We start from the raw sequence: 26,121 nt of genomic DNA, 5'->3' as shown, positions 1-26,121 counted from the left end.
CGGGCAGTCCCGCCGCTATCATCGGGCGCATGGCCACGGCTCCGTTACGGACCTCGCAAGCGTCCAGTCGCTTCTCGCCGCTGCACTGGCTGCTCGATGCGTGGCTGCGCATCCAGTTCGGGGCGGCGATCGTCGTGCTGGCCCTCACGCCTTCGAGCTATCGCAACCGGCCCATGCGCGCGGCGTTGGCGCGCCACGCCTGGCTCGACACGGCGCCCATCCTGCCCGGCTTCACGTTGCTGTCGGCGCTGCTCACGGTCGTGATCACGCGCATCGTGGTCGTCACGGCCCGGAGCTATGGGCTGACGCAGTACGCGATGGAGATGGTGATCCGCGTGCTGGTGCTGGAGCTCATCCCGCTCACGGCAGCCTTGTTCGTGGCGCTGCGCTGCACGATCCCGAACGGCGCCGCGCTCGCCGAGCAGCGCCGGCAAGGACGCGATGCTGCGCTGCGTCGGCGTGGGCGCGATCCGGTGCTGGAGGAAGTGCTGCCGCGCGTGCTCGCCGGCGCGTTCTCGACAGTCACCCTGGCCGCGCTCAGCTGCGTGGTGGCCACCGTGCTGGCCTACCTGGCGGTCTATGGCAGCACCGTCGCGGGGCTGCCGGCGTACACGCGCATGTTCGGCCATGTGTTCACGCCCTCCGTCACACTGGTGTTCACCCTGAAGACGGCGTTGTTCAGCGTGGCCGTCGCCATCATTCCGGTGTCGACGGCGGCCCAGCAGATCGCACGACCCGGATCGCGCGAACACGCGGCGCTACAGGGCCTCGTGCGCATGTTCGCGGTGCTGCTGCTGCTGGAGGCGCTGTCCCTCGTGGGCAATTACTACTGATGGACGACGACAAGCCGTTGCTGGACGTGGAACCGGGCGCGGCCCCGAGCGTGCCGCACCTGGCGTTGAAGGCGCGGCTGCTGCTCGCCTTCACCGTCCTGCTGATCGCCGCAGCGGCCGTGTACCTGCTCTATGCGCGCGGCGCGTTCGAGGCGACGCAGCGCCTGGTGCTGACCACCGACAACTCGGAGGGCGTGTCCGTCGGCATGGACATGACCTTCTCCGGATTTCCCATCGGCCGGGTGCGCCGCGTCGAGCTGTCGGACAAGGGGGACGCGCGCCTGATCATCGACGTGGCGAGCAAGGACGCGCACTGGCTTCGCACCAGCAGCGTGTTCACGCTGGAGCGCGGCATCGTCGGTGCGCCGGCGCTGCGGGCGTTCTCCGGCGTGCTGACCGATCCGGTGCTGCCCGAGGACGCCGAGCGCCCCGTGCTGCGCGGCGATGCCAGCGCCGAGCTCCCGCGCGTGATCTCCGCGGCGCGCGAGGTGCTGGAGAACCTCACCGCGATGACCGCCGAAGGCGGCTCGCTGCGTGGCAGCCTGGCCAACGTGCAGGCCGTCACCGACCGGCTGAAGTCGCAGGGCGCGCTCGGCGTGCTGATGGGCAAGGACGAGGACGCGCGCAAGCTGGTCGCGGCGCTCGATCGCGCCAATGCGCTGCTGGCCCGCATCGATGCGATGGCGGGCAAGGCCGACGCGCAGGTGTTCGGCCCCGACGGCGTGATGCGCGAGGCACGCGCGACCGTCGTGCAACTCAATGGCCTGCTGGCGGACACGCGCGCCAGCCTGAAGAAGGTCGACGGCGTGCTGGCTGAGGCGCAGGCCGTGGGCGCCAACGTGCGCGGCGCCACCCAGGACCTTGGCTCGCTGCGTGGCGAAGTGGAGGCCAACTTGCGCAAGATCGACGCGCTCGTCAACGAGATCAACCGCAAGTGGCCATTCGCGCGCGACAACGAGATCCGGTTGCCATGAACCGCTGGCTGACCTTGCTGGCGATGCTGCTGGTGGCCGGGTGCGCCAGCAAGCCGCAGGCGCCGGACTGGCAGGTGGATGCGCACGGGACGCTGCAGCGGTACGAGCAGGCCTACCTGGCCGGCGATGCGCGTGCTGCCGACGCGGAGTTCGCGCGCGCCCGGCGAGACCTGTCCGCGACGGGGCAGGCCTCGATGGTGGCGCGCGCCGAGCTCACGCGCTGCGCGCTGCAGGTGGCCAGCCTCGTGCTGGAAGGCTGCCCCGGGTTCGAATCGCTGCGTGCCGATGCCGGCCCGTCGGAGCGTGCGTATGCCGATTACCTGCAGGGCTCTGCGGCGGATGCCGCGCTCCTGCCGGCGACGCACAGGACCGTGATGGCGGCAAATGGGTCGGCTGCCGTGCTCGCGCAGGTCGCCGATCCGCTGTCGCGGCTCGTGGCCGCTGGCGTCGTGTTCCGCGCGGGACGTGCCGACCCGCAGTTGCTGCAGGTGGCCGTCGACACGGCTTCGGCGCAGGGATGGCGGCGCCCGCTGCTCGCGTGGCTCGGTGTGCAGCTGAAGCTCGCGGAGCAGCGCGGCGCAGCGGACGAGGCCGAGCGGCTGCGTCGCCGCATCGCGCTCGCCGGTGGCACTGCCTAGGAACTGCGGCGCCGCGCCGCGCGCCGGTCCGAAGCCGTGCGCAAGGTGATGGAGTAGCGCAGCGCCTTGGTCGGTGCCACGCTGTGCTGCCAGTCCCATCGCGCGGGTCCGCGCAGGAGATACACCGACCGCGGCAAGACCACCAGCTTCAGGACGTCGGCGCGCTTCGGTTCGCGCGGCGGATACGGGCGGAGGCGCATCGTGGCATCGGCCAGCAGCGAGATGCCCACCACGTCCTCGAAATCCGGCACGTCACGGTGCCATCCGAGCGGCGTGCCGGGGCGGTACTCGGCCAGCAGCGCCTGCGTGAACGACTCGGGATCGATCCCGGCCCAGGTGCCGGCCCTGGCACGCAGCGCATCGAGCCAGTCGGGCAGCGGCTCGGCCGCCTCGAGGCGCTGCCGGCTGAAGTCGTAGCTGCCGCCGTAGCTCAGGACGCGACGCAGCGCCGTGTAGCCCTGGTACTGCATCGGCGCGAGTGGCAGCTTCTCGAGGCGACGCAGCAGCTCGAGTTCCTCGGCGGCGGACAGGAAGTCGGACTCGTAGCGCATGCCGGCCGGCAGCGTCGGCCCGGGTGCGGGCTCTCCGAAAAGATCAGGCTGGGTGTCGGGAGCAGTCACGTCGCCAGTCTCGCGCATCGCGGACGCCGCGTGGGCCGCAGGCGGATGGCTCGTTGCCCCATGAAAAACGCCGGGCGAGCCCGGCGTTTGAATCGATCCCACCACCGGAAGGGCGCGTGGCGCCCGTCCGGCGTGTTCCTCAGGGCTTGGAAGCCGTGGGGAACGGCCAGGCGGCCTGCGGGTTCAGCGTGGTTTGCGCGGCCGGAGCAGGCGACGCGGCAGGAGCCGCAGCCGGCTTGGCAGCAGGCGCTTTGGCAGCCTTCTTCGCAGGCGCTTTCTTCGCCGCCTTTTTCGCAGGCGCTTTCGCAGCCTTTTTCGCAGGCGCCTTTTTCGCGGCCTTCTTCGCGGTGGTCTTTTTCGCCGCGCGCTTGGCCGTGGTCTTCTTCGCCGCGGTCTTCTTGACTGCAGCCTTCTTGGCCGTGCTCTTCTTCGCGGTGGTCTTCTTGGCGGTCGCGCGCTTCGCGGTCGCCTTCTTCGCCGGCGCCTTCTTGGCGGCCGTCTTCTTCGCCGGAGCCTTCTTGGCAGCGGCCTTCTTCGCCGGCGCCTTCTTGGCGGTCACTTTTTTCGCCGGGGCCTTCTTGGCGGCCGACTTCTTCGCCGGGGCTTTCTTCGCGGCGGTTTTCTTCGCAGTTGCCATTTCCATTCTCCTGTTCAAGTTGACATCAACATCAACGAAAGAAGCACTGGCTGCCTTGTTGGTGGCAGTCAGCGATCCATGGAGTTGGGCCTGGGCCCAGCTTCATGAACACCGTAGCCCGCACGGGGCCGGCTCTTGCGGCCGGTCCACCATGCGGGCGAATCTCATCGAACCAACGACTCGCAGTTGCCTTCAATCCCAGGAAAGCGCGCCACCCGACTGGTACTCGATCACGCGGGTTTCGAAGAAGTTGCGCTCTTTCTTCAGGTCAATCATCTCGCTCATCCAGGGGAAGGGGTTCTCCTCGTTCGGGAACAGCGCTTCCAGGCCGATCTGCGTGGCACGCCGGTTGGCGATGTAGCGCAGGTAGCCCTTGAACATGGATGCATTGAGGCCCAGCACGCCACGCGGCATGGTGTCCTCGGCATAGCGGTACTCGAGTTCGACGGCCTTCTGGAACAGGCCGCGGATCTCGGCCTTGAATTCGGCCGTCCACAGGTGCGGGTTCTCCAGCTTCAGCTGGTTGATCAGGTCGATGCCGAAATTGCAGTGCATCGACTCGTCCCGCAGGATGTACTGGTACTGCTCGGCAGCACCGGTCATCTTGTTCTGCCGGCCCAGCGCCAGGATCTGGGTGAAGCCGACATAGAAGAACAGGCCTTCCATCAGGCAGGCGAAGACGATCAGGCTCTTGAGCAGCGTCTGGTCGGCTTCGGGCGTGCCGGTATGGAAGTCGGGGTCCATGATCGCGTCGATGAACGGGATCAGGAACTGGTCCTTGTCGCGGATGGACTGGACCTCGTGGTACGCATTGAAGATCTCGCTCTCGTCCAGGCCGAGCGATTCCACGATGTACTGGTACGCGTGGGTGTGGATCGCTTCCTCGAACGCCTGGCGCAGCAGGAACTGGCGGCACTCGGGCGCCGTGATGTGCCGGTAGGTGCCCAGCACGATGTTGTTGGCGGCCAGCGAGTCGGCGGTGACGAAGAAGCCCAGGTTGCGCTTGATGATGCGGCGCTCGTCGTCCGTCAGGCCGTTGGGGTCCTTCCACAACGCGATGTCGCGCGTCATGTTCACTTCCTGCGGCATCCAGTGGTTGGCGCAGGTGGCGAGGTACTTCTCCCAGGCCCACTTGTACTTGAACGGCACCAGCTGGTTGACGTCGGTCTGGCCGTTGATGATGCGCTTGTCGGCGGCGTTGACGCGGCGCTGGCTCACCTCGGCGGAGGCGGCCTTCACGGCGGCGCGAGGCTGCGCGGGGACCGTGGCGCCATCGTTCAAGGTGCGAATGGGCTGGGGAATCTGCGATGCAACGGGCTGCAGCGCCGGTTGCGTCAGCGGCGTATGGGCCGCCTCGCGGTTCCACGACGAACCGCTGTTGATGGGGGCTGGCGAAGTGGGCTTGACGTCGTCGTCCCAGGTCAGCATGTGTGTTCCAGTGCTCGAATTATCGAAGCAGTGATGTGTATTGAAAAGTGTCCGTTCACATCACGGCGCGATTGTGTTGCTGGTTTGCATCGGCGTCCTGTCGGAGAACGCCGACACCTCTCTTGTTCGCGCGCTGCTTGCGCCGCGCGCGTTATTGACAGGCCTCGCAGCCCGGATCGTCGATCGCGCAGAACTTGATGTCCGTCGCGGGCGAAGCATCCATCTGCGCCTTCGCTGCTGCTGCCGCCGCATCGAGCGCCGACGTGCCGCCACCGGAGGACACCGCGTTGAGGCGACCCGATTGCACGGTGGACTTCTCGGCGTGCGTGGCGCTGATGGTGCGCAGGTAATAGGTGGTCTTCAGGCCGCGCACCCACGCCAGCTTGTAGGTGTCATCGAGCTTCTTGCCCGACGCGCCGGCCATGTAGATGTTCAGCGACTGCGCCTGGTCGATCCACTTCTGGCGGCGCGCAGCGGCCTCCACCAGCCACACCGGCTCGACCTCGAAGGCCGTGGCGTACAGGGCCTTGACGTCCTGCGGCACGCGGTCGATCGGGCGCAGCGAGCCGTCGAAGTGCTTCAGGTCCATGACCATCACGTCGTCCCACAGGCCCAGGCGCTTGAGGTCGCGCACCAGGTAGTGGTTGATGACGGTGAACTCGCCGGACAGGTTGGACTTGACCGACAGGTTGCCGAAGCACGGTTCGATGGAGGCATCGACGCCGATGATGTTGGAGATGGTGGCGGTCGGCGCGATGGCGACGCAGTTGGAGTTGCGCATGCCGTCGGCGGCGATCTTGCGGCGCAGCCCATCCCAGTCCAGCGTGGCCGAGCGGTCCACTTCGACGTAGCCGCCGCGGGCCTGCGTCAGCAGGTCCAGCGTGTCCAGCGGCAGCACGCCCTTGTCCCAGAGCGAGCCCTTGTAGCTGGAGTAGCGGCCGCGCTCGCGCGCCAGCTCGGTGGAGGCCCAGTAGGCGTGGTAGCACACGGCCTCCATCGACTTGTCGGCGAAGTCCACGGCTTCCTGCGAAGCGTACGGGATGCGCAGTTCGTACAGCGCGTCCTGGAAGCCCATCACGCCCAGGCCGACCGGGCGATGGCGCAGGTTGGAGTCGCGCGCCTTCTTCACCGCGTAGTAGTTGATGTCGATCACGTTGTCGAGCATCCGCATGGCGGTGGAGATGGTCTTCTTCAGCTTGGCCTGGTCGATCTGGCCGTCCTTCAGGTGCTGCAGCAGGTTGACCGATCCCAGGTTGCAGACGGCGGTCTCGCTGTCGCTGGTGTTCAGCGTGATCTCGGTGCACAGGTTGGACGAGTGCACGACGCCGGCATGCTGCTGGGGCGAGCGGACGTTGCAGGCGTCCTTGAAGGTGATCCAGGGATGGCCGGTCTCGAACAGCATCGACAGCATCTTGCGCCACATGTCGGTGGCGGGAACGCTCTTGCTCGGCTTGATCTCGCCGCGCCTGGCCTTCTCTTCGTAGGCGACATAGGCCTTCTCGAACTCGGTGCCGAACTTGTCGTGCAGGTCGGGGACGGACGACGGCGAGAACAGGGTCCACTCGCCCTTCTCCATCACGCGGCGCATGAACAGGTCCGGGATCCAGTTGGCCGTGTTCATGTCGTGGGTGCGGCGGCGGTCGTCACCCGTGTTCTTGCGCAGCTCGAGGAATTCCTCGATGTCGAGGTGCCAGCTCTCCAGGTAGGTGCAGACCGCGCCCTTGCGCTTGCCGCCCTGGTTGACCGCCACGGCGGTGTCGTTGACCACCTTCAGGAACGGCACCACGCCCTGCGATTCGCCGTTGGTGCCCTTGATGTGCGAGCCCAGCGCACGCACGCGGGTCCAGTCATTGCCCAGGCCGCCGGCGAACTTGGACAGCAGCGCGTTTTCCTTGATCGACTCGTAGATGCCGTCCAGGTCGTCCGGCACAGTCGTGAGATAGCACGACGAGAGCTGGCTGCGCAGCGTGCCGCTGTTGAACAGCGTCGGCGTCGACGACATGAAGTCGAAGCTGGAGAGCACCTCGTAGAACTCGATCGCGCGTGCCTCGCGGTCGATCTCGTTCAGCGCGAGGCCCATGGCGACGCGCATGAAGAACGCCTGCGGCAGCTCGATGCGGGTCTTGCGCACGTGCAAGAAGTAGCGGTCGTACAGCGTCTGCAGGCCGAGGTAGTCGAACTTCTGGTCGCGGTCGGCCTTGAGCGCGGCGGCCAGCCTCTTCAGGTCGTACTGCAGCAGCTCGGGGTTGAGCAGCTCGTTGTCGACGCCCTTCTTGATGAAGCCGGGGAAATAGTCGGCATAGGCCTCGGCGGCCGCATGCGGCTGCACGTCGCGACCCAGGACCTCCTTGAAGATCGTGTGCAGCAGCAGGCGCGCCGTGGCGTAGGTGTAGTCGGGATCCTTCTCGATCAGCGTGCGGGCCGCCAGGATCGAGGCCTTGTAGACCTCGTCGATCGGCACGCCGTCGTACAGGTTGCGCATCGTCTCGGAGACGATGGGCTCGGCTTTCACGTCGGCCGACAGGCCGGTGCAGGCGTTCTCGATCAGCGCCTTGAGCTGGCCGAGGTCCAGCTCCACGCGCTGGCCGCCGTCCAGGACGTGCAGCACGGGCGCTGCGGGCACGTCGGCCACGCCCTGCTTGGCGCGTTCCTGCGCGCGGCGGTCGCGATAGAGCACGTAGGCGCGGGCGATGTCGTGGTGGCCGCCGCGCATCAGGCCCAGTTCGACCTGATCCTGCACGTCCTCGATGTGGAACGTGCCGCCGCCCGGGCGCGAGCGCACCAGCGCGCGCACGACCTGCTGCGTGAGCGCGTCGACGGTCTCGCGCACGCTGGCCGATGCGGCGCCCTGCGTGCCATGCACGGCGAGGAACGCCTTCATCATGGCGATGGCGATCTTGTTCGGCTCGAAGGGGACCACCGCGCCGTTGCGGCGGATGATCTGGTAATGGTTCAGCGGCAGCGGCGACGCGCCCTGCATGGGGCCCGTGGCCAGCGTGGGCGCGGCGAGGGGCGAGGTCATCGTGCTGGCGGTGCTCGGGACGGATTGCATGGAGGTCCTTCTTGCGGGTGGTTGTCTCTGGCGAGGGCGGGAGTTTATCGCCTGCTGGGCTTTTGAAGCACTATAGGTAGTGTCCAAACGCAATGCAAGCCACTATAGGTGGGGTTAAACCAGTGGGTGGATGGTGAACAAGGTGTGGACAGCCGGTGGGTGGCCGGTGGACGCGCGCGATGCATGCGGCTGGTGTGCGGCTGCCATGCTCGGGTATGCACGGCTGAGCTGTTCGCGGGTGTGATGCGCGAGCCTGGTCTTGGCCCGCCAGCGTTCGCGGTTGGTGACGCGATGCGCCATGTCCTGCACCTCTTCTCTCCTGCGACCCACTATAGCTAGGGGCCGAAGGCGTGGCAAGGCACTAGATGTAGTGGTCGTGCTGGTGCAACACCGTGCTTGCCTCAGGGAAACACCGAGTGGTGCCAGCCGAGGGCGCGCTGCAGCCGGGCCCAGTCGAGGCCGGGTCCTGGATCCTGCTTGCGTCCCGGTGCCACGTGTTCATGGCCCGCGATGCCGCGGATCGGGTAGTGCTGGGCGATCGCGGAACAAAGTCCGGCCACCGTGTCGTACTGCTCGTCCTCGAACGTGCTGCCTTCCAGTCCTTCGAGTTCGATGCCGATGGAAAAGTCGTTGCAGTTGTCGCGGCCACGCCAATGCGACGTGCCCGCGTGCCAGGCTCGCTGGTCGCAGCTGACGAATTGCCACAGCTCGCCGCCGCGCCGCACGTAGAAGTGCGACGACACCTGCAGGCCTTCGATCTGGCGGAAGTAGGGATGCGCCGACCAGTCAAGCGTGTTGGTGAACAGGGCCTGTACTTCGTCGCCGCCGTACTGCCCCGGCGGCAGGCTGATCGAATGCAGGATCGCCAGATCGACTTCGGTCCCAGGCGGGCGCGGGCCGAAGTTGGGCGAGGCAAGCCGGCGGGCGAACCGGTACCACCCGCCGCGCCAGAGTGCGTCGTCAGTCGGAGGCGGGTTCATTGGCCTCGTCGCCACCAGGCGCCGCGATTGCCAGGCGCGCGATGCGATAACGGATCTGCCGCAGGCTCAGGCCGAGCCGCTGGGCAGCGGCCGTGCGATTGAATCCGGTCTCCTGCAGCGTGCGCACGAGGATCTCGCGCTCCTGCTGGTCCAGGTAGGCCTGCAGATCGGACGGCACGGCCGAGGGAGCTTCGCCACCACCGGAAGGCTGTGCGGCAGCGGCGGGAACCGGTTGCAACGGAGCTGCCGGCGCCACCGAAGCCGGGGCGGCTGCGTCGGCGGCCAGCGCATCGGCCTGCAGCGAATGGCCGTCCGACAGGGCGACCGCGCGGTGCAGCAGGTTTTCGAGTTCGCGCACGTTGCCCGCCAGCGGATGCGAGGCGAGTTCGTCCAGCATCTGTGGCGACAGCAGCGGCGGCGGCATGCCCGAGTCCTGCGCGATGCGCGCGAGGAGGGCCTGGCACAACGCCGGCAGGTCCTCGCGGCGCTCGCGCAGCGGCGGCAGGACGAGTTCGATCACGTTCAGGCGGTAGAACAGATCCTGCCGGAACCGCCCTGCCGCGACGTCGGCGGCCAGGTCACGGTGCGTGGCGCTGACGATGCGGACGTCCACCGCATCTTCCTGCGTCGAGCCGAGGGCGCGCACATGGCGCTCCTGGATCGCCCGCAGCAGCTTGGACTGCATGGCGAGCGGCAGGTCGCCGATCTCGTCGAGGAACAGGGTGCCGCCTTGCGCCGCCTGGAAAAAGCCTTCGCGATCGGCCGTCGCGCCGGTGTAGGAGCCCTTGCGGGCGCCGAAGAACTCGGCCTCGAGCAGGGCCTCGGGAATCGCGCTGCAGTTGACCGGGACGAAGGGGCCGTCGCTGCGATGGCTGCAGGCATGCAGCGCGCGCGCCGCCAGTTCCTTGCCGGTGCCGGACTCGCCGCGCACCAGCACCGGCGCCATGCTGCGGGACACCTTCGCGATCCGTTCCTTCACGCGCTGCATCGGCGCCGAGTCGCCGACCATGCGATCGAGCGCCGCCTGGCCCGCACCCGCCGGACGCTCTGGCCTGGCCGCGCTGCCGTTCTGGCTGGCGGCGCTTCCCGCTCGCGTGCGGGAAGCGGGTGCCTGCCGCTCGAGCAGCGCCGAAGCAACGACGCTGCGGAACTGGCGCAGGTCGACTGGCTTGGTGAGGTAGTCGAACGCGCCGGCCTTCAGCGCCTCGACGGCGTTCTCCGCCGAGCCGTAGGCGGTCATGACGATGCAGCGCTCCGCACGTTGCTGGGCCTGCATGCGTTGCAGCAGCTCCAGTCCCATGCCGTCGGGCAGGCGCATGTCGGTGATCACCACGTCGAACCGGCGCTCCTCCAGCTGCTGCCATCCTTCGGCGAGCGTGGCGGCGCAATCGACGTGGTAGCCCTCACGCACGAGGGTGAGCTCGTAGATGGTGCGCAGGTCGGGCTCGTCGTCGACGACCAGGACCTGCGCCACGGGGGAGGCCGCCGGCTGGTTCACGCCGCGATTGTCGCAAACGGATGGGTTGCCGCCGCGCGAGACGGGGTGCGGAATGCGACGAAGAACGCATTGCCGTTGCGCCGGTCCCCACCGGGCGCCGGGCCGCGCCGGTAGCCGATGCTGGCGCCGTGGCGCTCGCACAGCTCGCGGCAGATGTACAGGCCCAGCCCGCTGGAGCGGCTTTCGGACGAGAAGAAGGGCTCGAACAGGTGTCGCTCCACGGCCGGCTCCAGCTCGGCACCGTCGCTCCACACCGTGAGCGTGGGGGCGTCGCCCGCGCTCGTGACAACCTGGATGGCGCCCGGCTGCTCGGACGCGTAGCGCAGCGCGTTGTCCAGCAGGTTCACCAGCACGCGGCGCAGGTGGTCGCCTTCGAAGACGACTGACGTGCCGGCAGCCTCGAGCGCCACGCGCACGTGGTCGCCGCTGCGGTGGTGCGAGATCCAGTCGCCGGTGCCTTCGCGCACCGCCTCGTCGAGTGTCAGCAGCGCGACCGACGGCCCTTCGTCCTGCCGCTGCACGCGGGCGATGTCCAGGATGTCCTCGACGATCTGCGCCAGCCGCTGCGCGTTCTGGCGCACCAGTGCGCTCAGCTGCCGGTGCTCGGGGGTTTGCAGGTCTTCCTCCAGCAGCTCGTTGGCCTGCGTGATGGCGGCCAACGGGTTGCGGATCTCGTGCGCGACCGCGGTGGACATCCGACCCATGGAGACCAGCTTCTCGGTGCGCATGCGCGCCTCCAGCTCGCGCAGGTCCTCCAGGAAGACCACGCACAGCGCATCGGCCGGCTGCTCGGACGACCCGCTCAGGTGCGCGCGGGCCGAGATGCGGCGCGCCGGCGCGTCCGCCTGCTGGATCGCCATGTCGGCGGTTTGCGGTGAGCGCGAGGCGAAGGTGCGCTGGGCCAGCAGCAGCAGCGGCTTCCAGGCCGGATCGGCCAGCAGCCACGACAGCCCGGGGGACCGGCTGAAGCTGGCGCCCAGCAGGTCGCGGGCCGCCGGGTTGGCCGCGTGGACCTGGCCGTCGGCATCGACCACCAGCACGCCCTGCAACAGGGTGTCGATCACCAGCTGGTTGACCTGCGCCTGCATCTGCGCCGCCTTGCGACCTGCTCGTGCCGCTTCTTCCTCGCGTGCCAGGCGCAGCGCGAGCTGGTGCGACAGGAAGGCAAGGGCGAAGAAACCGGTGCCCGTCAGGCCCGCCTGCAGGAATTTCTGCGCCAGGTCCACCGATGCCTCGAACGACTGCACCCAGGCTTCCGCCAGCAGCAGCAGTGTCACGCCCGCCGCCGTTCCGAGGGCCAGCAACGTCGAGCCGAGCACCGATGCCATGAGCACGGGGACGGCGAACAGCGGCGGGAAATAGATGCCGCCGGTGTTGGCGAACTGCAGCGCCGAGAACACCACGAGGTCGATGCCGATGCAGGACACCCATTGCGGGTCGAACGTCTGGCCGGACCGGACGGGCCGCAGCAGCATCCGGGCGGCGAGCGCGGCGAGGAAGTACGCGCCGCACATGGCCAGCACCCAGGTCGACACACCCGAGGCCGGATTCAGGTAGCGCATGCCGGCCAGGAGGGCGGTGAGCACGAGGCCCACCACGACCCGCGCGGCCGCGAAGCCGAACCAGAGCCGGGCGAACGCGGAATCGTCCGCGGCCGCGGTGGCCGGGTGTGTGCCCGCGCGCCCGGGTGTCACGTCAGTTGCCGCCCTTGGCCCGGTGTTCGTGCGTGCAGTACAGCCTGCCGCTGGCGCCGGCGAATGCCTCGCCCTTGGGCAGGTGCACCGAACACACGGGGCAGCGCACCATGTCCTGCGGCAGCGCCGGCGGGCCGCGGCGCGGCTCGGGCGGACGTTCGGCGGCTTCTCGCAGCCGCCCATTGCGCCAGGCCGCGTAGGCCAGCACCAGGATCGCGATCAGGACCAGGTATTTCATGTCAGGCGGCGGCGCGGTGCAGCAGGACTTCGAGCACGAACCGCGACCCCACGTAGGCCAGCAGCAGCAGGACCGACCCGGTGTAGAGGACGCGCACGGCGGTGCGCCCGCGCCAGCCGAAGCGCGCCCGCCCGAGCAGCAGCGTGGCGAACGCCGCCCAGGCCAGCACCGAGAACACGGTCTTGTGATCCCAGCGCCAGGCGCCCAGCGACTCGCGGAACACCACCCCGGCCAGCAGCGTGGCCGAGAGGACGACGAACCCGGCGGTCGCAAACCGGAACGTGAGCCGCTCCAGCGTGAGCAGCGGCACCCCGGTGTGCGGGTCGTTGGCCCGGCGGATCGACCGCTCGGCCCGCCGCATCAGCCACGCGTGCACCGCGGCTGCCGCGAACAGGCCATACGACGCCACGCCCAGTGCGAGATGCAGGGGCAGCAGCGGCGATGCACTGACGTGCAGCGGCGTGCCGGGATAGGCCATCGCGAGCAGCACGGCAGCCGCGCCCAGGCCGGCGAGCGCCCAGCGGGCCGGCAGTTGCGGGAACAGCTCGCGCTCGACGGCGTACACCGTGAGCACCAGCCATGCGGTGACCGACAGCGCCGGTGCGAAACCGAAGCGCGGTGACTCGCCCAGCACGGTCCAGCCGAGGACCAGTGCATGGAGGAACCAGGCCAGCAGGAGCACCCAGCGCGCGGAGCGCTGGTCGAGCCGGTGCGCCGCGAGGGCTAGCAGCGCATACGCGCCTGCCGCCGCCAGCGACAGCGCCGCACCCACGCCGGATCCAGTCGCTAGAATCATGGTTCCGCAGTGTAGTCGCTGCTTCGCCGGGCTCATCCGCAGCCCCCTCGCGCGAAGCCCCTTTCCGAACCCCCCTGAGCACACGATGGCATCTGCCCTGTCCGACAAGCTGTCCCGCCTCGTCAAGGAAATGCGCGGCCAGGCCCGCATCACCGAGGCCAACGTGCAGGACATGCTGCGCGAGGTGCGCCTCGCGCTGCTCGAAGCGGACGTGGCGCTGCCGGTGGTGCGCGACTTCGTCGCCCGCGTGAAGGAGAAGGCGCTGGGCCAGGAGGTGGTGGGTTCGCTGAACCCGGGCCAGGCGCTGGTGGGCATCGTCCACCGCGAGCTGGTCGCCACCATGGGCGAGGGTGTGTCGGACATCGACCTGGCAGCGCAGCCGCCGGCGGTGATCCTGATGGCAGGCCTGCAGGGTGCCGGCAAGACCACCACCACGGCCAAGCTGGCCAAGCACCTGATCGAGAAGCGCAGGAAGAAGGTGCTCACCGTGTCCGGCGACGTGTACCGCCCGGCGGCCATCGAGCAGCTGAAGACGGTGACGAAGCAGGCCGGCGCGGAATGGTTCCCGAGCTCGCCCGACCAGAAGCCGCTGGACATCGCACGCAACGCGCTCGACTACGCGCGCAAGCAGTACTTCGACGTGCTGCTCGTCGACACCGCGGGGCGCCTGGCGATCGACGAAGCGCTGATGCGCGAGATCCGCGAGCTGCACGCCGCGCTGAAGCCGGTCGAGACGTTGTTCGTGGTCGATGCCATGCAGGGCCAGGACGCGGTCAACACCGCCAAGGCGTTCAAGGAGGCGCTGCCGCTCACCGGCATCGTGCTGACCAAGACCGACGGCGATTCCCGCGGCGGCGCCGCCCTCTCGGTGCGGCAGATCACCGGCGCCCCGATCAAGTTCGCCGGCGTCTCCGAGAAGATCGACGGCCTCGAGGTGTTCGATGCCGAGCGCCACGCCGGCCGCATCCTCGGCATGGGTGACATCGTCGCGCTGGTCGAACAGGTCACGGCCGGCGTCGACATGCAGGCCGCGCAGAAGCTCGCGGCCAAGGTCAAGAGCGGCGAGGGCTTCGACCTGAACGATTTCCTGGCCCAGATCCAGCAGATGAAGCAGCTGGGCGGCCTGTCCTCGCTGATGGAGAAGATGCCCTCGCAGTTGCAGGCCAAGGCCGGCCAGGTCGACATGGACAAGGCCGAGCGCGACATCCGCCGCAAGGAAGGCATCATCTGCAGCATGACGGCGCTGGAGCGCCGCAAGCCCGACATCATCAAGGCCACCCGCAAGCGCCGCATCGCCGCCGGTGCCGGCGTGCAGGTGCAGGAAGTGAACCGGCTGCTCAACGAGTTCGAGCAGATGCAGGGGATGATGAAGAAGATGAAGGGCGGCGGCCTCATGAAGCTCATGAAGCGCATGGGCGCTGGCAAGGGCGGCGCGGGCGGGATGCCCAAGCTGCCTTTCTGAGCCCCACAGGGGCTCAGGCGGCAGAGCCGGTCTCACGAACCCCCTCTCCCCAGCCCTCTCCCCGAGGGGGAGAGGGAGCCAAGCGCTGGAGATCTGACGCCGCAAGAGCGACCTCGACTTTGGTGAGGTCCTCAGGTTGGTATCCTGCGGCGCCATGAACATCGTCGACTCGTTCGCGGACATCTCGCGTTTCGTCGCGCTGCGCCGCGACATCCACCGCCATCCTGAACTCGGGTTCGAGGAACACCGCACTTCCAAGCTGGTCGCCGACCTGCTTCGCGAGTGGGGCATCGAAGTGCACACCGGCGTCGCCGGCACCGGGGTCGTCGGCGTGCTGCGCAACGGCACCGGCAAGCACACCATCGGCCTGCGCGCCGACCTCGACGCGCTTCCGCTGCAGGAAGAGAACCGGTTCCCGCACCGCTCGACGCACGACGGCCGCATGCACGCGTGCGGGCACGATGGCCACACGACCATGCTGCTGGCTGCGGCCTGGCATCTGTCGCGCAGCAAGGACTTCAGCGGCACGGTGAACTTCATCTTCCAGCCGGCCGAGGAGATGGGCAAGGCAGGCGCGCTGAAGATGATCGAGGACGGCCTGTTCGACCGCTTCCCGTGCGAGGCGGTGTTCGCGTTGCACAACTTCGTCACCGGCTCGGTCGGCGACTTCGCGCTGAACCACGGTCCGCTCATGGCGTCCAGCAACACCTGGCGCGTGACGCTGCACGGGCGCGGCACGCACGCGTCGCTGCCGCACACCGGCATCGACCCGGTCGGCGCGACGATCGACCTGGCGCAGCAGCTGCAGTCGCTGCTGCCGCGCGTGGTGCCGTCCACCGAGCGCGCGCTGCTGGCCGTCACGCAGATCCAGGGCTCCGACGCGCCGAACGTGATCCCCGACGTCGCCTGGGTCGGCGGCACGGTGCGCACCTTTTCGGTCGAGGCTACCGACGCTATCGAGCACGGCGTGCGGCGCCTGGCCGCCGGCGTCGCGCAGGCGCATGGATGCACCGCGGAGGTGACTTTCCGCCGCGCGTCGCCCCCGGTGGTGAACCACGAGCGGGAGGCGCGATTCGCCGCCGACGTGATGCGCGAGGTGGTGGGCGCCGGCCGCGTGCAGGAGGACTACCCGGCGGTGATGGGCGCCGAGGACTTCGCCCACATGCTGCGCGCGCGGCCAGGTTGCTACGCCTTCATCGGCAACGGCGACGGCGGCCACCGGCTACCGGACCACGGGCCCGGACCTTGCATCATCCACAACACCTCGTTCGACTTCAACGACGAGATCATTCCCATCGGCGCCAGCTACTTCGTGCGACTGGCGCAGCGCTGGCTGGCCCAACCCTGATGAAAGAGGAGTCCTGCATGTTCCTGCGTCGCCATGTCGTTCCCGCCCTGCTGGCACTCACCGCTGCCCCCGCCATCCCCGCGTCGGCAGCCGACCGCATCATCCGCATCGTCGTGCCCTACGGCCCCGGTGCCGTGCAGGACACGGTGGCGCGCACCTTCAACGCCGAACTGGGACAGGCGCTCGGTGCCACGGTGATCGTGGAGAACCGGCCGGGTGCGGGCGGCACCGTGGGCACCTCGCAGGTGGCCAAGGCCACCGACAACAACACGCTGGTGCTGGCGGCGGCCAGCCACACGCTCGCGGGCCACCTGTACAGCAAGCTCGACTACGACCCGATCAGGAGCTTCACGGGCATCGCCAACATCGGCAGCTCCGGCTACGTGATCGCGGCGCCGGGCAACCTGGGCGTCAGCACGCTGGCCGACTACGTGAAGCTGGTCAAGTCCAAGCCCGGGCAGCTGAACTACGCGTCGGCCGGCAACGGCAGCGCCACGCACCTGGGCATGGCGTACTTCCTCGCGAAGGCGGGGCTGCAGATGCAGCACGTGCCGATGAAGTCGACCGGCGATGCGGTGAACGAAGTGCTGGCCGGCCGCGTGCAGGGTGTGACGGCGTCGCTGGTCGGCGTGACGGGCTTCAAGAACGATCCGCGCATCAAGCTGCTCGCCTACACGGGCACGCAGCGCTCCAAGTTCCTGCCGGAGCTGCCGACCGTCGCGGAAGGGGGCGTCCCGGGCTACAAGTTCGATTCATGGATCGGCGTGCTGGCCCCGTCCACGATGCCCAAGGCCGAGGCCGACAGGCTCAATGCCGCGATCAACAAGGTGCTGCAGGACCCGGCGGTGCAGCAGCGGCTGGCCACCCTGGGCGTGGAGGTCGCGGGCAACCAGACGGTCGAGCAGTTCCAGAAGCTGCTCAAGGACGACTACGACCAGTCCTCGGCGCTGGTCAAGGCCTCCGGCGCCCGCATCGAGTAAGCCGCCTCATGCGGCGCGCAGCAGGCGCGCCGCATGACCTGCGTGCAGGCGGGCACGGCGCAGCACGGCCGGCGAGCCCGCCTCCTCGGGGATCAGCAGCAGCCCGCGCGCGCGCAGTGCCGCGCCCCATCCCACGTGGCTGGTGAGCACCGCCAGCGGCACCGACAGCAGCAGCGGCACCGCCACCGGCAGCAGCCCGAGCACCGCCCGCGGTTCGATCCAGGCCATGCCGGCCGCAAGCGCGGCGACGGCCACCATCATCGGCAGCAGGCGTGCCGATGCATCGCGCCAGGCCAAGCCGTTGGCTTCCCGCGGCGGCGAGGTCCAGTGCAGCTTCAGGCCGGTCAGTGCCACCAGCACGAACAGCGAATGCGCCAGCATGCGAACCGGCGCCTGCAGCAGCGCGAGCACGGTTTCGAACAGGGCGCCGGCCAGCAGGCGCGGCACGCCGCCGAACGCGGCCTGCTCGCGCCGCAACACCACGGCCACCAGGCCCAGGACGCGCGGCAGGAACAGCATGCACAGGCCCCACAGCCACAGCGCCACGAGCTCGGTGTGGGTCGCTTCGACGATGCCGAACTCCGCTGCACCCGAGATCCACAGCGCCGCACCGGACAGCAGGAACGCGAGCCACAGGGGAGCCGACAGGTACGACATCGCGCCGATCGCGAACATCGCGCGGTGCACGCGGTGCATGCCCGGCTCGGCCATCAGCCGCGCGTTCTGCAGGTTGCCCTGGCACCAGCGGCGATCACGCTGCAGTTCCGACAGCAGGTCCGGCGGCTGCTGCTCGTAGCTGCCCGCGAGGTCGGGCACCAGCCACACGTGGTAGCCGGCGCGGCGCATCAGCGCCGCTTCCACGAAGTCGTGCGACATGATGCCGCCCGACAGGCCGCCCGTGCCTGCCAGCGGTGCGAGCCCGCAATGGCGCATGAACGGCTCGACGCGCAGGATCGCGTTGTGGCCCCAGTAGTGGGATTCGCCCAGCTGCCAGAACTGCAGGCCCAGCGTGAACAGGCGCCCGGTCACGCGCGCGGCGAACTGCTGCGCACGCGCGTGGGCCGTGACGTGGCCGATCGGCTGCGTCGCGGTCTGGATGATCCCGGCCTTGGGATGCGCTTCCATCAGCTTGGCCAGGGTCACGAGGCAGTCGCCGCTCATCACGCTGTCGGCGTCGAGCACCACCATGTAGCGGTAGTCGCGGCCCCAGCGGCGGCAGAAGTCCGCCACGTTGCCGGCCTTGCGGTGCGTGCGCCGAGCGCGTCGCCGGTAGTACACCTCCACCTGCGCGCCGGGCATGGCCGCCAGCGCGGTCCGCAGGTCTTCCCAGGCCGTGCGTTCGGCGCGCACCGTCTCCGGAGAGCTGCTGTCGGAGAGCACGAAGACGTCGAACTGGCGCGCATGGCCAGTCGCCGCGAGCGACTCGCACGTGGCGCGCAGCCCGGCGAACACCGTCGTCACGTGCTCCTCGCAGATGGGCATCACGATGGCGGTGCGGACATCGGACGCAAGCTGCACGTCGCGCACCGTGCGTGCGGACAGGCCGTGCGGGTCGCCGCGCAGCGTGACCCAGAACCCCATCAGGGCGGTGACGAACCCGGTCACGACCCAGGCCGACAGGCCGCCGAACAGCACGACCTGCACGGCCTTGAGCAGCGGCGCGGTGTCGTCGGGCCGCGCGTTGGCAAACAGCAGCGTGGCGAGCACGCTGGTGAGCACGGCGATGGCCAGGAAGGCCGCGCGCCGGCGCTGTGCGGCGCGTTCCCACGGCTGCGGCGCCGCCGTGCGGGGCCGGAGGGGCGAACCGCGCAACGCGCGGACCGCACCGGCCTGCAGGCTTGGCCAGAAACCGGTCCAGGGATGCGCGGGCATCGAGCCGCGATGGATCGGCGGTGCGGTGAACGCGTTCGGGTGGCGCGCCTCGCGCGATGCAGGGCGACGCCGGGGCGGTGTCGACGCCGTGCCGCCTCCGGCATCGGCCTCGGTGGCCTGCCTCAGCGGGTGGTGTCGGGAAGCACGATGTTGGTCCATGTTTCGCTCACGATGTCGTTGCCGTGTTGGAGGAAGGCGCGCAGTTCCACGGGCCTGGAGGGGTCGACGGGACGCACCCGCAGCACCACCCGCCAGCTGCGGGTCGCCGGGTTGAACCAGGCCAGCGGCTGTTCCAGCCTGCCGTTGGCGTCCGCGCTCGCGATGGCGCGCACAGGAGCCTCGGCAGGCAGTGCGGCGAGCGCGGGTCCGCTGAAATCGAGCACGTACTGCACGAGTCCGGCCGCCCGCGGGGCGTCCTCGGCGCGGACGTAGCCCAGGCCGCGACGGCTCTGCGTCACCCACCCCGCCGGCGGTCGCTGCTGCTCGTCGCCCTGCCAAGCGAGTTCGTACGCATAGTCGAACGGCTCGCCGGGCGCGGGCATGCGCGCGGGAACCCAGTACGCGACCACGTTGTCGTGTGTCTCGTCGGGCGTGGACAGCTGGACGAGTTCGACGCGGCCGGGACCCAGTCACCGATGGGACGCACCCAGGCGCTCGGGCGCCTGTCGTAGCGCGCCTCCGTGTCCTCGTAGCTCGCGAACGCGCGATCGCGCTGCATCAGCCCGAAGCCGCGCACGCCGTCGAAGGCGAAGCTGGTGACGAGCAGCTCGCGCGGGTTCTGCAGCGGACGCCACAGCCATTCGCCATTGGCGCTGGCCATCAGCAAGCCGTCGGAGTCATGCACCTCGGGCCGGAAGTCGCCAGCGCGCGGCTGGTTCTCGCCGAACAGGAACATGCTCGTGAGCGGGGCCAGTCCCAGCGTGGCGATCGGGCGGTCGCTGGCCCGCAGGAACAGCCGTGCGCGCACCTGCATCGTGGTCTGTGCGCCGGGCGTCACGATGAACTGGTAGGCGCCGGCCGCACGCGGCGAGTCCAGCAGTGCGTGCAGCACGAGCTGCGTGGCGCCGGGCTGGGGGCGCTCGAGCCAGAAGTCGGTGAAGCGCGGGAACTCCTCCGGCCCGTTCGCGCCGACGGTGTCGATGGCGAGGGCACGGGCGGAGAGGCCGTACTGCTGCCCGGCACCGAGGGCGCGGAAGTAGCTCGCGCCGAGGAAGACGATCAGCTCGTCCTTGTAGCCCGTCGCATTCAGCGGGTAGTGGACGCGAAAGCCGGCATGGCCGAGGTCCGGCCAGTCCTGCGTGTCGAGCTTGTTGGCTCCGTAGTCGTAATCGCCCGCACGCCACGGCAGATCGCGCACGTTGCCGGCCGCGTCGACTTCGTGGATGCGCACAGGCTGCGGGTGATAGCGGCCGCGGTGGAAGAACATGGCCTCGAAGGGCAGTCCTTCCTTGCGCCAGAGCGCGCGTGCGGGACGGAAGCGGATGTCGCGCAGCCCGTCGTAGTCCAGCGCAGCAAGCTGGGGCGGAAGCGTGCTGTCGGCCGGCTGGAACGGCGCCGCGGCACGCTGGCCCGCCAGCGCGGCAACGTCGTCGAAGCCCCAGGCTGCATGGGCATGGCTCGCGAAGAGGCACGCGAAGAAGGCCAGCAGGAGGACGGCGCAAGGCCGCAGCGAGTCACGGGTCACGACCTCCCTGTGCAAGGCTCGGGCCAGTCTGAAATGGCGAGCAGCGACAACGACTTGCACCGCATGAGTCCGCGAGCGTGTCGCTCGGCGCGCCAATTGACCCGCGATACCGCCGTTTTTCGTCGCCATGCGGCGACAGATCCCGAGCTCTAGGGCTCGTCGTCCTTGGTGGACGTGGGTGCAGCGCTGTCGCCAGACGGCGACGCACCGTTCGCATCACCCTTGAAATGGCCCGGCGTGAGGTCGTTCTTCTGCAGCAGGCGGTAGAACTCGGTTCGGTTGCGACCGGCCAGACGAGCTGCATCGGTGACGTTGCCATCGGTGAGCTTGAGCAGGCCGACGAGGTAGTCGCGCTCGAAGCGCCGCTTGGCTTCGGCGTAGGTCTGCACCTCGACCGTGGGCACGCGCAAGGCACGTTGCACGAGTGCAAGCGGGACCAGCGCCGTGGTCGAGAGCGCGCAGACTTGTTCGACCACGTTGTACAGCTGGCGGACGTTGCCCGGCCATGGCGCCGCCGCGAGGGCCTTGAGCGCCTCGGGCGCGAAGCCCGACAGGCGCCGCCCGTATTTGCTGGCGAGCTTCTGCAGGAAATGATTCGCCAGCAGGGGGATGTCCTCGCGCCGTTCGCCCAATGTCGGCAGCGTGAGCGTCACCACGTTGAGCCGGTAGTAGAGGTCCTGCCTGAACTGGCCCGCCGCCATGGCCGCGTCGAGATCGCGGTGCGTGGCCGAGATGATGCGAACGTCGACGGGGATCGACTGGCTCGACCCCAGCGGCCGCACGGAGCGTTCCTGCAGCACGCGCAAGAGCTTCACCTGCAGCGCCGGCGGCATGTCGCCGATTTCATCGAGCAGCAGCGTGCCGCCGTCGGCGACCTGGAACAGGCCCTTGTGGTTGGCCACCGCATCGGTGAACGCGCCCTTCACGTGGCCGAACAGTTCGGACTCCAGCAGCGCTTCGGGAATGGCGCCGCAATTGACCGCCACGAAGGGCTTGCGCGCCCGCGGGCTGGCCTTGTGGATGGCCCGGGCGAGCAGCTCCTTGCCGCTGCCGCTGTCGCCGCGCAGCAGCACGGAGGCGGCGGAACGCGCCACCATGTGCGCCTCGGCCAGCAGCTCCGCCATGCGCGCCGAGCGGCTGACGATCTCCTCGCGCCAGGCTTCGTCGGTGCCCACCGGCGTCGCCGCATCGGCGCCCAGGGCCACCGCCTGCGCGATGGTGTCGAGCAACTGCCGCGGTTCGTAGGGCTTGGTGAGATAGCCGAACACGCCGCGGGCCGTGGCATCGACTGCATCGGGGATGGTGCCGTGCGCGGTGAGCAGGATCACCGGCAGCGAGGGATGCCGCTGGCGGATCTCGTCGAACAGGCTCAGGCCGTCCTGGCCCGGCAGCCGCACGTCGCTGAGTACCAGGTGCGGCCGCTCCACGGCCAGCTGTGCGAGTGCCGCTTCCGCCGTCGGAACTGCGGTCACCTGGTAGCCGGCGGCGTGCAGGCGCATCGACAGCAGCCGCAGCATGTCGGCATCGTCGTCCACTACCAGGATGCGGGCACCGGTGCTCATGGCAGCTCAAGGCATGCGGGGCCGCGCGCGTTCGATGGCACGCAGCGCGTCCAGGCGGTCGGCCAGCTGGTCGGCCCTTCGCTGCGCCTCGCGCAGTTGCTGCGACTGGCGCTCGTTCAGGTCTTCGAGCCGCTTCTGTTCCGCAAGCTGCGCCAGCAACTGCCGGCACAGCGGGTGCAAGGCGCGTGCGTCCGCCGCGTCCTGCGACAGCACGCGCTGCAGCAGCTGGCTGGCCCGCAGGTTGTCGACGGCGGAGCGGGTCTGCATCAGCGTGAGCGCCAGCTGCACCTGCACCAGCGGCGTGGCTGGCGTGCTCGCGAGCCGCGCCACCTCGTTCCCAAGGTCGGGTTGCGGCATGCCGCGCACGCGGTCCGCATGCACCAGGGCCTGCACGACGGGGGCGGGCGCGGACGGCTCGCGCGCGCCGGGTGCCGGGGCGGGCTCCGGCGCCGGTGCCGGCGCGGGGATGCTGGCGACCACCGGAGGTGGGGGCGCCGGCAATTCGGGGCTCGCGCAGCCGGCTGCCACGACGCCGAGCACAGTGGCGAGGCCGCGGCGTGCAGCGGTGGAGAACGGACGGTCAGGCATGGGGTAGTTCGATGCGGAAGTGGGCGCCTGGCTGGTTGTCCTGCGCGAGCAGTTCGATGCGGCCGCCATGCGCCGCGATGTATTCCTTGACGATGGACAGGCCGATGCCGGTGCCGGGCGCCGCGTCCTCCGGCTGCCGCTGTCCGCGGTAGAACGGCTCGAAGATGCGCTCGCGATCCGGTGGCGCGACGCCGGGCCCCTCGTCGCTGACATCGACGCTGGCGCGACCCGCCAGCGTGCGCAGGGCGAGGCGGATGGTACCGCCCTGCGGCGAAAACCGGATCGCATTGGCCAGCAGGTTGGCCAGCGCGATCCCGAGCTTGTCGGGATCCACCTGCAGCACCAGGGGCTCACCCGTCACCGTCACGTGCAGGCCGCGCGCCTGCCATTGCAGCCGCTGCGCCTCTGCCAGGTCCTGCAGCAGCGCCAGCAGGTCCACCGGCTGGCGCTGCAGCTGGCGCGCATCGAAGGCCGCGGCATTGAACCGCAGCAGCGCCTCGATGCGCTCCTGCAGCACGGCCGCGTTGTGCTGCAGGATGCGCGTGACCTCGTGCTGCCGCGGATTGAGCTCGCCGGTGACGCCTTCCTCCAGCAGCGAGACGCCTTCGCGCAGCGCCGCCAGCGGCGTCTTGAGCTCGTGCGACACGTGGCGCAGGAAGCGCGCCTTGTCGGCGTCGAGTTCGGTCAGGCGCAGGCGCAACCACTCGAGCTGCTGGCTGACCCGGCGCACGTCGGCCGGCCCTTCGATATCGATCGGATCCTGCAGCCGGTTCTCGCCCAGGCCCACGATCGCGTGCTCCATGCGCGTGAACGGGCGCGCCAGCCACAGGCCCAGCCCGGCCGCCAGCGCCGCGGCCAGCGCATTGGCGATCAGCACCTGCTGCATCAGCCGCGAACGCGCGTTGCCCAGCCGCTCCAACAGCGCGGTGTTGCGCGACTCGATCAGGTGCTGCACCTCGCGCGAGATGGTGCTGTTGATGCCGTCGAAATCACGGAAGCGCAGGGCGACGATGCGCTCGCGATCCAGCGGGTCGTCGATGCGGCCAGCCAGCAGGCCGGTCACTTCGCCCAGCTTGTCCAGCCAGGACTGGGCCATCCTGGCGGGCAGGCCCTGGTCGGTCAACCGGCGCAGGGCGATGCGCGCGTTGCCGGATTCGTCCTCGAAACGTCGACGCAACAGGCGGTCGCCCAGCACCAGCGACTGGCGCGCGGCACGCTCCATGTCCACGGTGCGCTCCGCCAGCGTCTGCGCGTTGGCCGTGAGCTGCATCGCCGCGTCGGCCCAGGCCGTGCGTTGCGCCGTGAGCTGGTCCAGCACGATGACTGCGCGCAGCGCGGTGCCACCGAGCAGCGCGCCCACCAGGATGAACGCCAGCAGCAGCAGCGCGCGAAACGGCAGCCGTCCAAGGCGGGGAGCCCGCAAGGCGCTACGCCGCCTGGAGCACCGGCACTTCCGCGCGCAGCGAGTGCGGCAGGGCCTCGGTGATGGTCACGTCGATCATCTGGCCTACCAGGCGCTGCGGGCCGGCGAAGTTGACGATGCGGTTGCACTCGGTGCGGCCCATCAGCTCCGTCCTGTCCTTGCGCGAGGGACCTTCGACCAGGATGCGCTGCAGCGTGCCGACGCGGCTGGCGCTGATCGCGCGCACGTTGTCCTCCAGCACCGCCTGCAGGTGCTGCAACCGCCGCAGCTTCACCTCATGCGCAGTGTCGTCGTGCAGCGCCGCGGCCGGCGTGCCGGGGCGCGGGCTGAAGATGAAGCTGAAGCTGGCGTCGTAGCCCACGTCGTCGACCAGCTTCATCATCTTCGCGAAGTCGTCGTCGGTCTCGCCGGGGAAGCCGACGATGAAATCGCTGGACAGCGACAGCTGCGGCCGCACGGCGCGCAGCTTGCGCACGGTGCTCTTGTATTCCATCGCGGTGTAGCCGCGCTTCATCGCCATCAGGATGCGATCGCTGCCGTGCTGCACGGGAAGGTGCAGGTGGCTCACCAGCTTGGGCACCTTGCCGTAGGCCTCGATCAGGCGCGGCGTGAACTCGTTCGGATGGCTGGTGGTGAAGCGGATGCGCTGGATGCCGGGAATCTCGGCCACGTACTCCAGCAGCAGCGCGAAGTCCGCGATCTCCGCGGTGCCGCCCATGCGGCCACGCCAGGCATTCACGTTCTGGCCGAGCAGCGTGACCTCGCGCACGCCCTGGTCCGCCAGGCCCGCCACTTCCGCCAGCACGTCGTCCAGCGGACGCGAGACTTCCTCGCCCCGCGTGTACGGCACCACGCAGTAGCTGCAGTACTTGCTGCAGCCTTCCATGATCGACACGAACGCGGTGGCGCCGTCCACGCGAGCCGGCGGCAGGTGGTCGAACTTCTCGATCTCGGGGAAGCGGATGTCCACCTGCGGCCGCCCCTGCTGCTGGCGGGCGGCCAGCATGTCGGGCAGCCGGTGCAGCGTCTGCGGGCCGAACACCACGTCGACGTAGGGCGCGCGCTCGATGATCGCCGCGCCTTCCTGGCTGGCCACGCAGCCGCCGACGCCGATCAGCACGCCCTTCGACTTCAAGTGCTTGACGCGGCCCAGGTCGCTGAACACCTTCTCCTGCGCCTTCTCGCGCACCGAGCAGGTGTTGAAGAGGATCAGGTCGGCCTGCTCCGGATCGGTGGTCGGTTCGTAGCCCTCCGCGGCCTGCATCACGTCGGCCATCTTGTCCGAGTCGTACTCGTTCATCTGGCAGCCGAAGGTCTTGATGAAGACTTTCTTCATGGCGTCACCTGCGCGCGCCGAACACCGATGCCAGCATCCTGGCCAGCAGCGAGGCGTCGCCGCCGGCGCCGCCCACCCTGGCGTACTCGTCGTCCGTGAGGATCCAGGCGTCGGTCACCAGGCCGGCGCCGTCGCGTCGGTAGACCACCGGCACGGTCTGGCCGGCGAGGCTGCCCGAGAGCACGACCAGGTTCTGCGTGTTGCGGATGCGGGCGCCGGGCGAGAGCCGGGCCGCGTGGCCGTCGAGCGTGATTTCGGGTGGCGTTGCGACCGACATGCGCGCGGGACGAACGTCGGCCGGCGCTTCGCGCACGACGACTTGCGCGAGCACGTGGGCGGCGGACAGGGAGAAGACGGCCGCGAGCGCGGCACGGGTCCAGCGGTTCATGGTGTAGATCCAGAGGCTGAGAAACCCCGATTGTAGAAGTGCGCCCCTCGGAGGCCCGCATTGACGGGCCTCGGCCCGCCGACTAGAACG

General features: G+C 69.4%; 21 protein-coding genes and 1 pseudogene. 6 read left to right on the top strand and 16 right to left on the bottom strand.

The window, feature by feature from the left end; translation table 11 throughout:
* The first annotated feature begins 29 nt into the window (after window positions 1-29).
* From ACPWT1_RS02380 to ACPWT1_RS02370, 3 genes are read left to right on the top strand one after another with little or no spacing between them, the layout of a single operon-like run.
* Entirely contained in the window at window positions 30-833 is an 804-nt protein-coding gene (locus ACPWT1_RS02380) for an MlaE family ABC transporter permease (protein ID WP_427913824.1), read from the top strand.
* Window positions 833-1,807 carry an MlaD family protein gene (locus ACPWT1_RS02375; protein WP_427913823.1) on the top strand — a complete coding sequence of 325 codons (975 nt, stop codon included), beginning with the start codon at window positions 833-835 and terminating at the stop codon, window positions 1,805-1,807. Before ACPWT1_RS02380 ends, ACPWT1_RS02375 begins: the two co-directional genes overlap by 1 nt.
* Window positions 1,804-2,445 carry a hypothetical protein gene (locus ACPWT1_RS02370; protein WP_427913822.1) on the top strand — a complete coding sequence of 214 codons (642 nt, stop codon included), beginning with the start codon at window positions 1,804-1,806 and terminating at the stop codon, window positions 2,443-2,445. Before ACPWT1_RS02375 ends, ACPWT1_RS02370 begins: the two co-directional genes overlap by 4 nt.
* On the opposite strand, the gene ACPWT1_RS02365 is transcribed toward ACPWT1_RS02370, so the two are convergent.
* From ACPWT1_RS02365 to ACPWT1_RS02325, 9 genes are all read right to left on the bottom strand, one after another.
* Complete coding sequence (locus ACPWT1_RS02365; RefSeq protein WP_427913821.1) at window positions 2,442-3,065, bottom strand: alpha-ketoglutarate-dependent dioxygenase AlkB; 624 nt, start codon at window positions 3,063-3,065, stop codon at window positions 2,442-2,444. The genes ACPWT1_RS02370 and ACPWT1_RS02365 overlap by 4 nt on opposite strands.
* A 139-nt stretch (window positions 3,066-3,204) precedes the next feature.
* On the bottom strand, window positions 3,205-3,702 hold the full coding sequence (locus tag ACPWT1_RS02360) for a histone H1-like DNA-binding protein (RefSeq protein ID WP_427913820.1): 498 nt from the start codon (window positions 3,700-3,702) through the stop codon (window positions 3,205-3,207).
* A gap of 192 nt (window positions 3,703-3,894) precedes the next feature.
* Window positions 3,895-5,130: a ribonucleotide-diphosphate reductase subunit beta gene (locus ACPWT1_RS02355; protein ID WP_427913819.1), complete on the bottom strand. Its 1,236-nt coding sequence runs from the start codon at window positions 5,128-5,130 to the stop codon at window positions 3,895-3,897.
* Between the two features lie 151 nt (window positions 5,131-5,281).
* A complete protein-coding gene (locus ACPWT1_RS02350) occupies window positions 5,282-8,110 on the bottom strand; it encodes a ribonucleoside-diphosphate reductase subunit alpha (RefSeq protein WP_427915633.1) in 2,829 nt (942 codons plus the stop codon).
* Between the two features lie 473 nt (window positions 8,111-8,583).
* On the bottom strand, window positions 8,584-9,162 hold the full coding sequence (ampD, locus tag ACPWT1_RS02345; protein WP_427913818.1) for a 1,6-anhydro-N-acetylmuramyl-L-alanine amidase AmpD: 579 nt from the start codon (window positions 9,160-9,162) through the stop codon (window positions 8,584-8,586).
* Window positions 9,143-10,660 (bottom strand): sigma-54-dependent transcriptional regulator, encoded by a 1,518-nt coding sequence (locus tag ACPWT1_RS02340; RefSeq protein WP_427913817.1) that lies wholly within the window; start codon window positions 10,658-10,660, stop codon window positions 9,143-9,145. Before ACPWT1_RS02340 ends, ampD begins: the two co-directional genes overlap by 20 nt.
* Window positions 10,657-12,354, bottom strand: a complete 1,698-nt coding sequence (locus ACPWT1_RS02335) for a sensor histidine kinase (protein WP_427913816.1) — start codon at window positions 12,352-12,354, stop codon at window positions 10,657-10,659. The genes ACPWT1_RS02340 and ACPWT1_RS02335 overlap by 4 nt, the downstream gene beginning before the upstream one ends.
* A 1-nt stretch (window position 12,355) precedes the next feature.
* A complete protein-coding gene (locus tag ACPWT1_RS02330; RefSeq protein WP_427913815.1) occupies window positions 12,356-12,592 on the bottom strand; it encodes a PP0621 family protein in 237 nt (78 codons plus the stop codon).
* A 1-nt stretch (window position 12,593) separates the two neighbouring features.
* Window positions 12,594-13,388, bottom strand: a complete 795-nt coding sequence (locus ACPWT1_RS02325; RefSeq protein WP_427913814.1) for a cytochrome C assembly family protein — start codon at window positions 13,386-13,388, stop codon at window positions 12,594-12,596.
* An 85-nt stretch (window positions 13,389-13,473) separates the two neighbouring features.
* Between ACPWT1_RS02325 and ffh the strand changes: the two genes are divergently transcribed.
* The 3 genes from ffh (at window position 13,474) to ACPWT1_RS02310 (ending at window position 17,178) form a co-directional block, all read left to right on the top strand.
* Complete coding sequence (gene ffh / locus ACPWT1_RS02320; protein WP_427913813.1) at window positions 13,474-14,850, top strand: signal recognition particle protein; 1,377 nt, start codon at window positions 13,474-13,476, stop codon at window positions 14,848-14,850.
* 154 nt (window positions 14,851-15,004) lie between these two features.
* Window positions 15,005-16,198 carry a M20 aminoacylase family protein gene (locus ACPWT1_RS02315; protein WP_427913812.1) on the top strand — a complete coding sequence of 398 codons (1,194 nt, stop codon included), beginning with the start codon at window positions 15,005-15,007 and terminating at the stop codon, window positions 16,196-16,198.
* Between the two features lie 17 nt (window positions 16,199-16,215).
* The gene (locus ACPWT1_RS02310; protein WP_427913811.1) at window positions 16,216-17,178 is read left to right on the top strand and encodes a tripartite tricarboxylate transporter substrate-binding protein; all 963 of its coding nucleotides are present in this window, start codon (window positions 16,216-16,218) and stop codon (window positions 17,176-17,178) included.
* 6 nt (window positions 17,179-17,184) lie between these two features.
* Here the strand turns inward: ACPWT1_RS02310 and mdoH are convergent, their stop codons facing one another.
* The 7 genes and pseudogenes from mdoH to ACPWT1_RS02275 all read right to left on the bottom strand — a co-directional run bounded on the left by mdoH (window position 17,185) and on the right by ACPWT1_RS02275 (window position 26,031).
* Window positions 17,185-19,209 (bottom strand): glucans biosynthesis glucosyltransferase MdoH, encoded by a 2,025-nt coding sequence (gene mdoH / locus ACPWT1_RS02305; RefSeq protein WP_427913810.1) that lies wholly within the window; start codon window positions 19,207-19,209, stop codon window positions 17,185-17,187.
* Window positions 19,173-20,719: pseudogene (locus ACPWT1_RS02300) on the bottom strand (glucan biosynthesis protein G). The gene mdoH and the pseudogene ACPWT1_RS02300 overlap by 37 nt, the downstream one beginning before the upstream one ends.
* 164 nt (window positions 20,720-20,883) lie before the next feature.
* Window positions 20,884-22,296, bottom strand: coding sequence for a sigma 54-interacting transcriptional regulator (locus ACPWT1_RS02295; protein WP_427913809.1), 1,413 nt, complete (start codon window positions 22,294-22,296; stop codon window positions 20,884-20,886).
* Between the two features lie 6 nt (window positions 22,297-22,302).
* Window positions 22,303-22,884 (bottom strand): hypothetical protein, encoded by a 582-nt coding sequence (locus tag ACPWT1_RS02290; protein WP_427913808.1) that lies wholly within the window; start codon window positions 22,882-22,884, stop codon window positions 22,303-22,305.
* The gene (locus ACPWT1_RS02285) at window positions 22,877-24,307 is read right to left on the bottom strand and encodes a sensor histidine kinase (RefSeq protein ID WP_427913807.1); all 1,431 of its coding nucleotides are present in this window, start codon (window positions 24,305-24,307) and stop codon (window positions 22,877-22,879) included. Before ACPWT1_RS02285 ends, ACPWT1_RS02290 begins: the two co-directional genes overlap by 8 nt.
* Before the next feature lie 4 nt (window positions 24,308-24,311).
* The gene (miaB, locus tag ACPWT1_RS02280; protein WP_427913806.1) at window positions 24,312-25,643 is read right to left on the bottom strand and encodes a tRNA (N6-isopentenyl adenosine(37)-C2)-methylthiotransferase MiaB; all 1,332 of its coding nucleotides are present in this window, start codon (window positions 25,641-25,643) and stop codon (window positions 24,312-24,314) included.
* 4 nt (window positions 25,644-25,647) lie between these two features.
* Window positions 25,648-26,031, bottom strand: a complete 384-nt coding sequence (locus tag ACPWT1_RS02275; protein WP_427913805.1) for a hypothetical protein — start codon at window positions 26,029-26,031, stop codon at window positions 25,648-25,650.
* Window positions 26,032-26,121 lie beyond the last annotated feature (90 nt).

The organism is Ramlibacter sp. MMS24-I3-19, assembly GCF_050320135.1.
GTDB lineage: Bacteria > Pseudomonadota > Gammaproteobacteria > Burkholderiales > Burkholderiaceae_C > Ramlibacter.
This window is presented reverse-complemented; position numbering and strand designations above follow the sequence as displayed.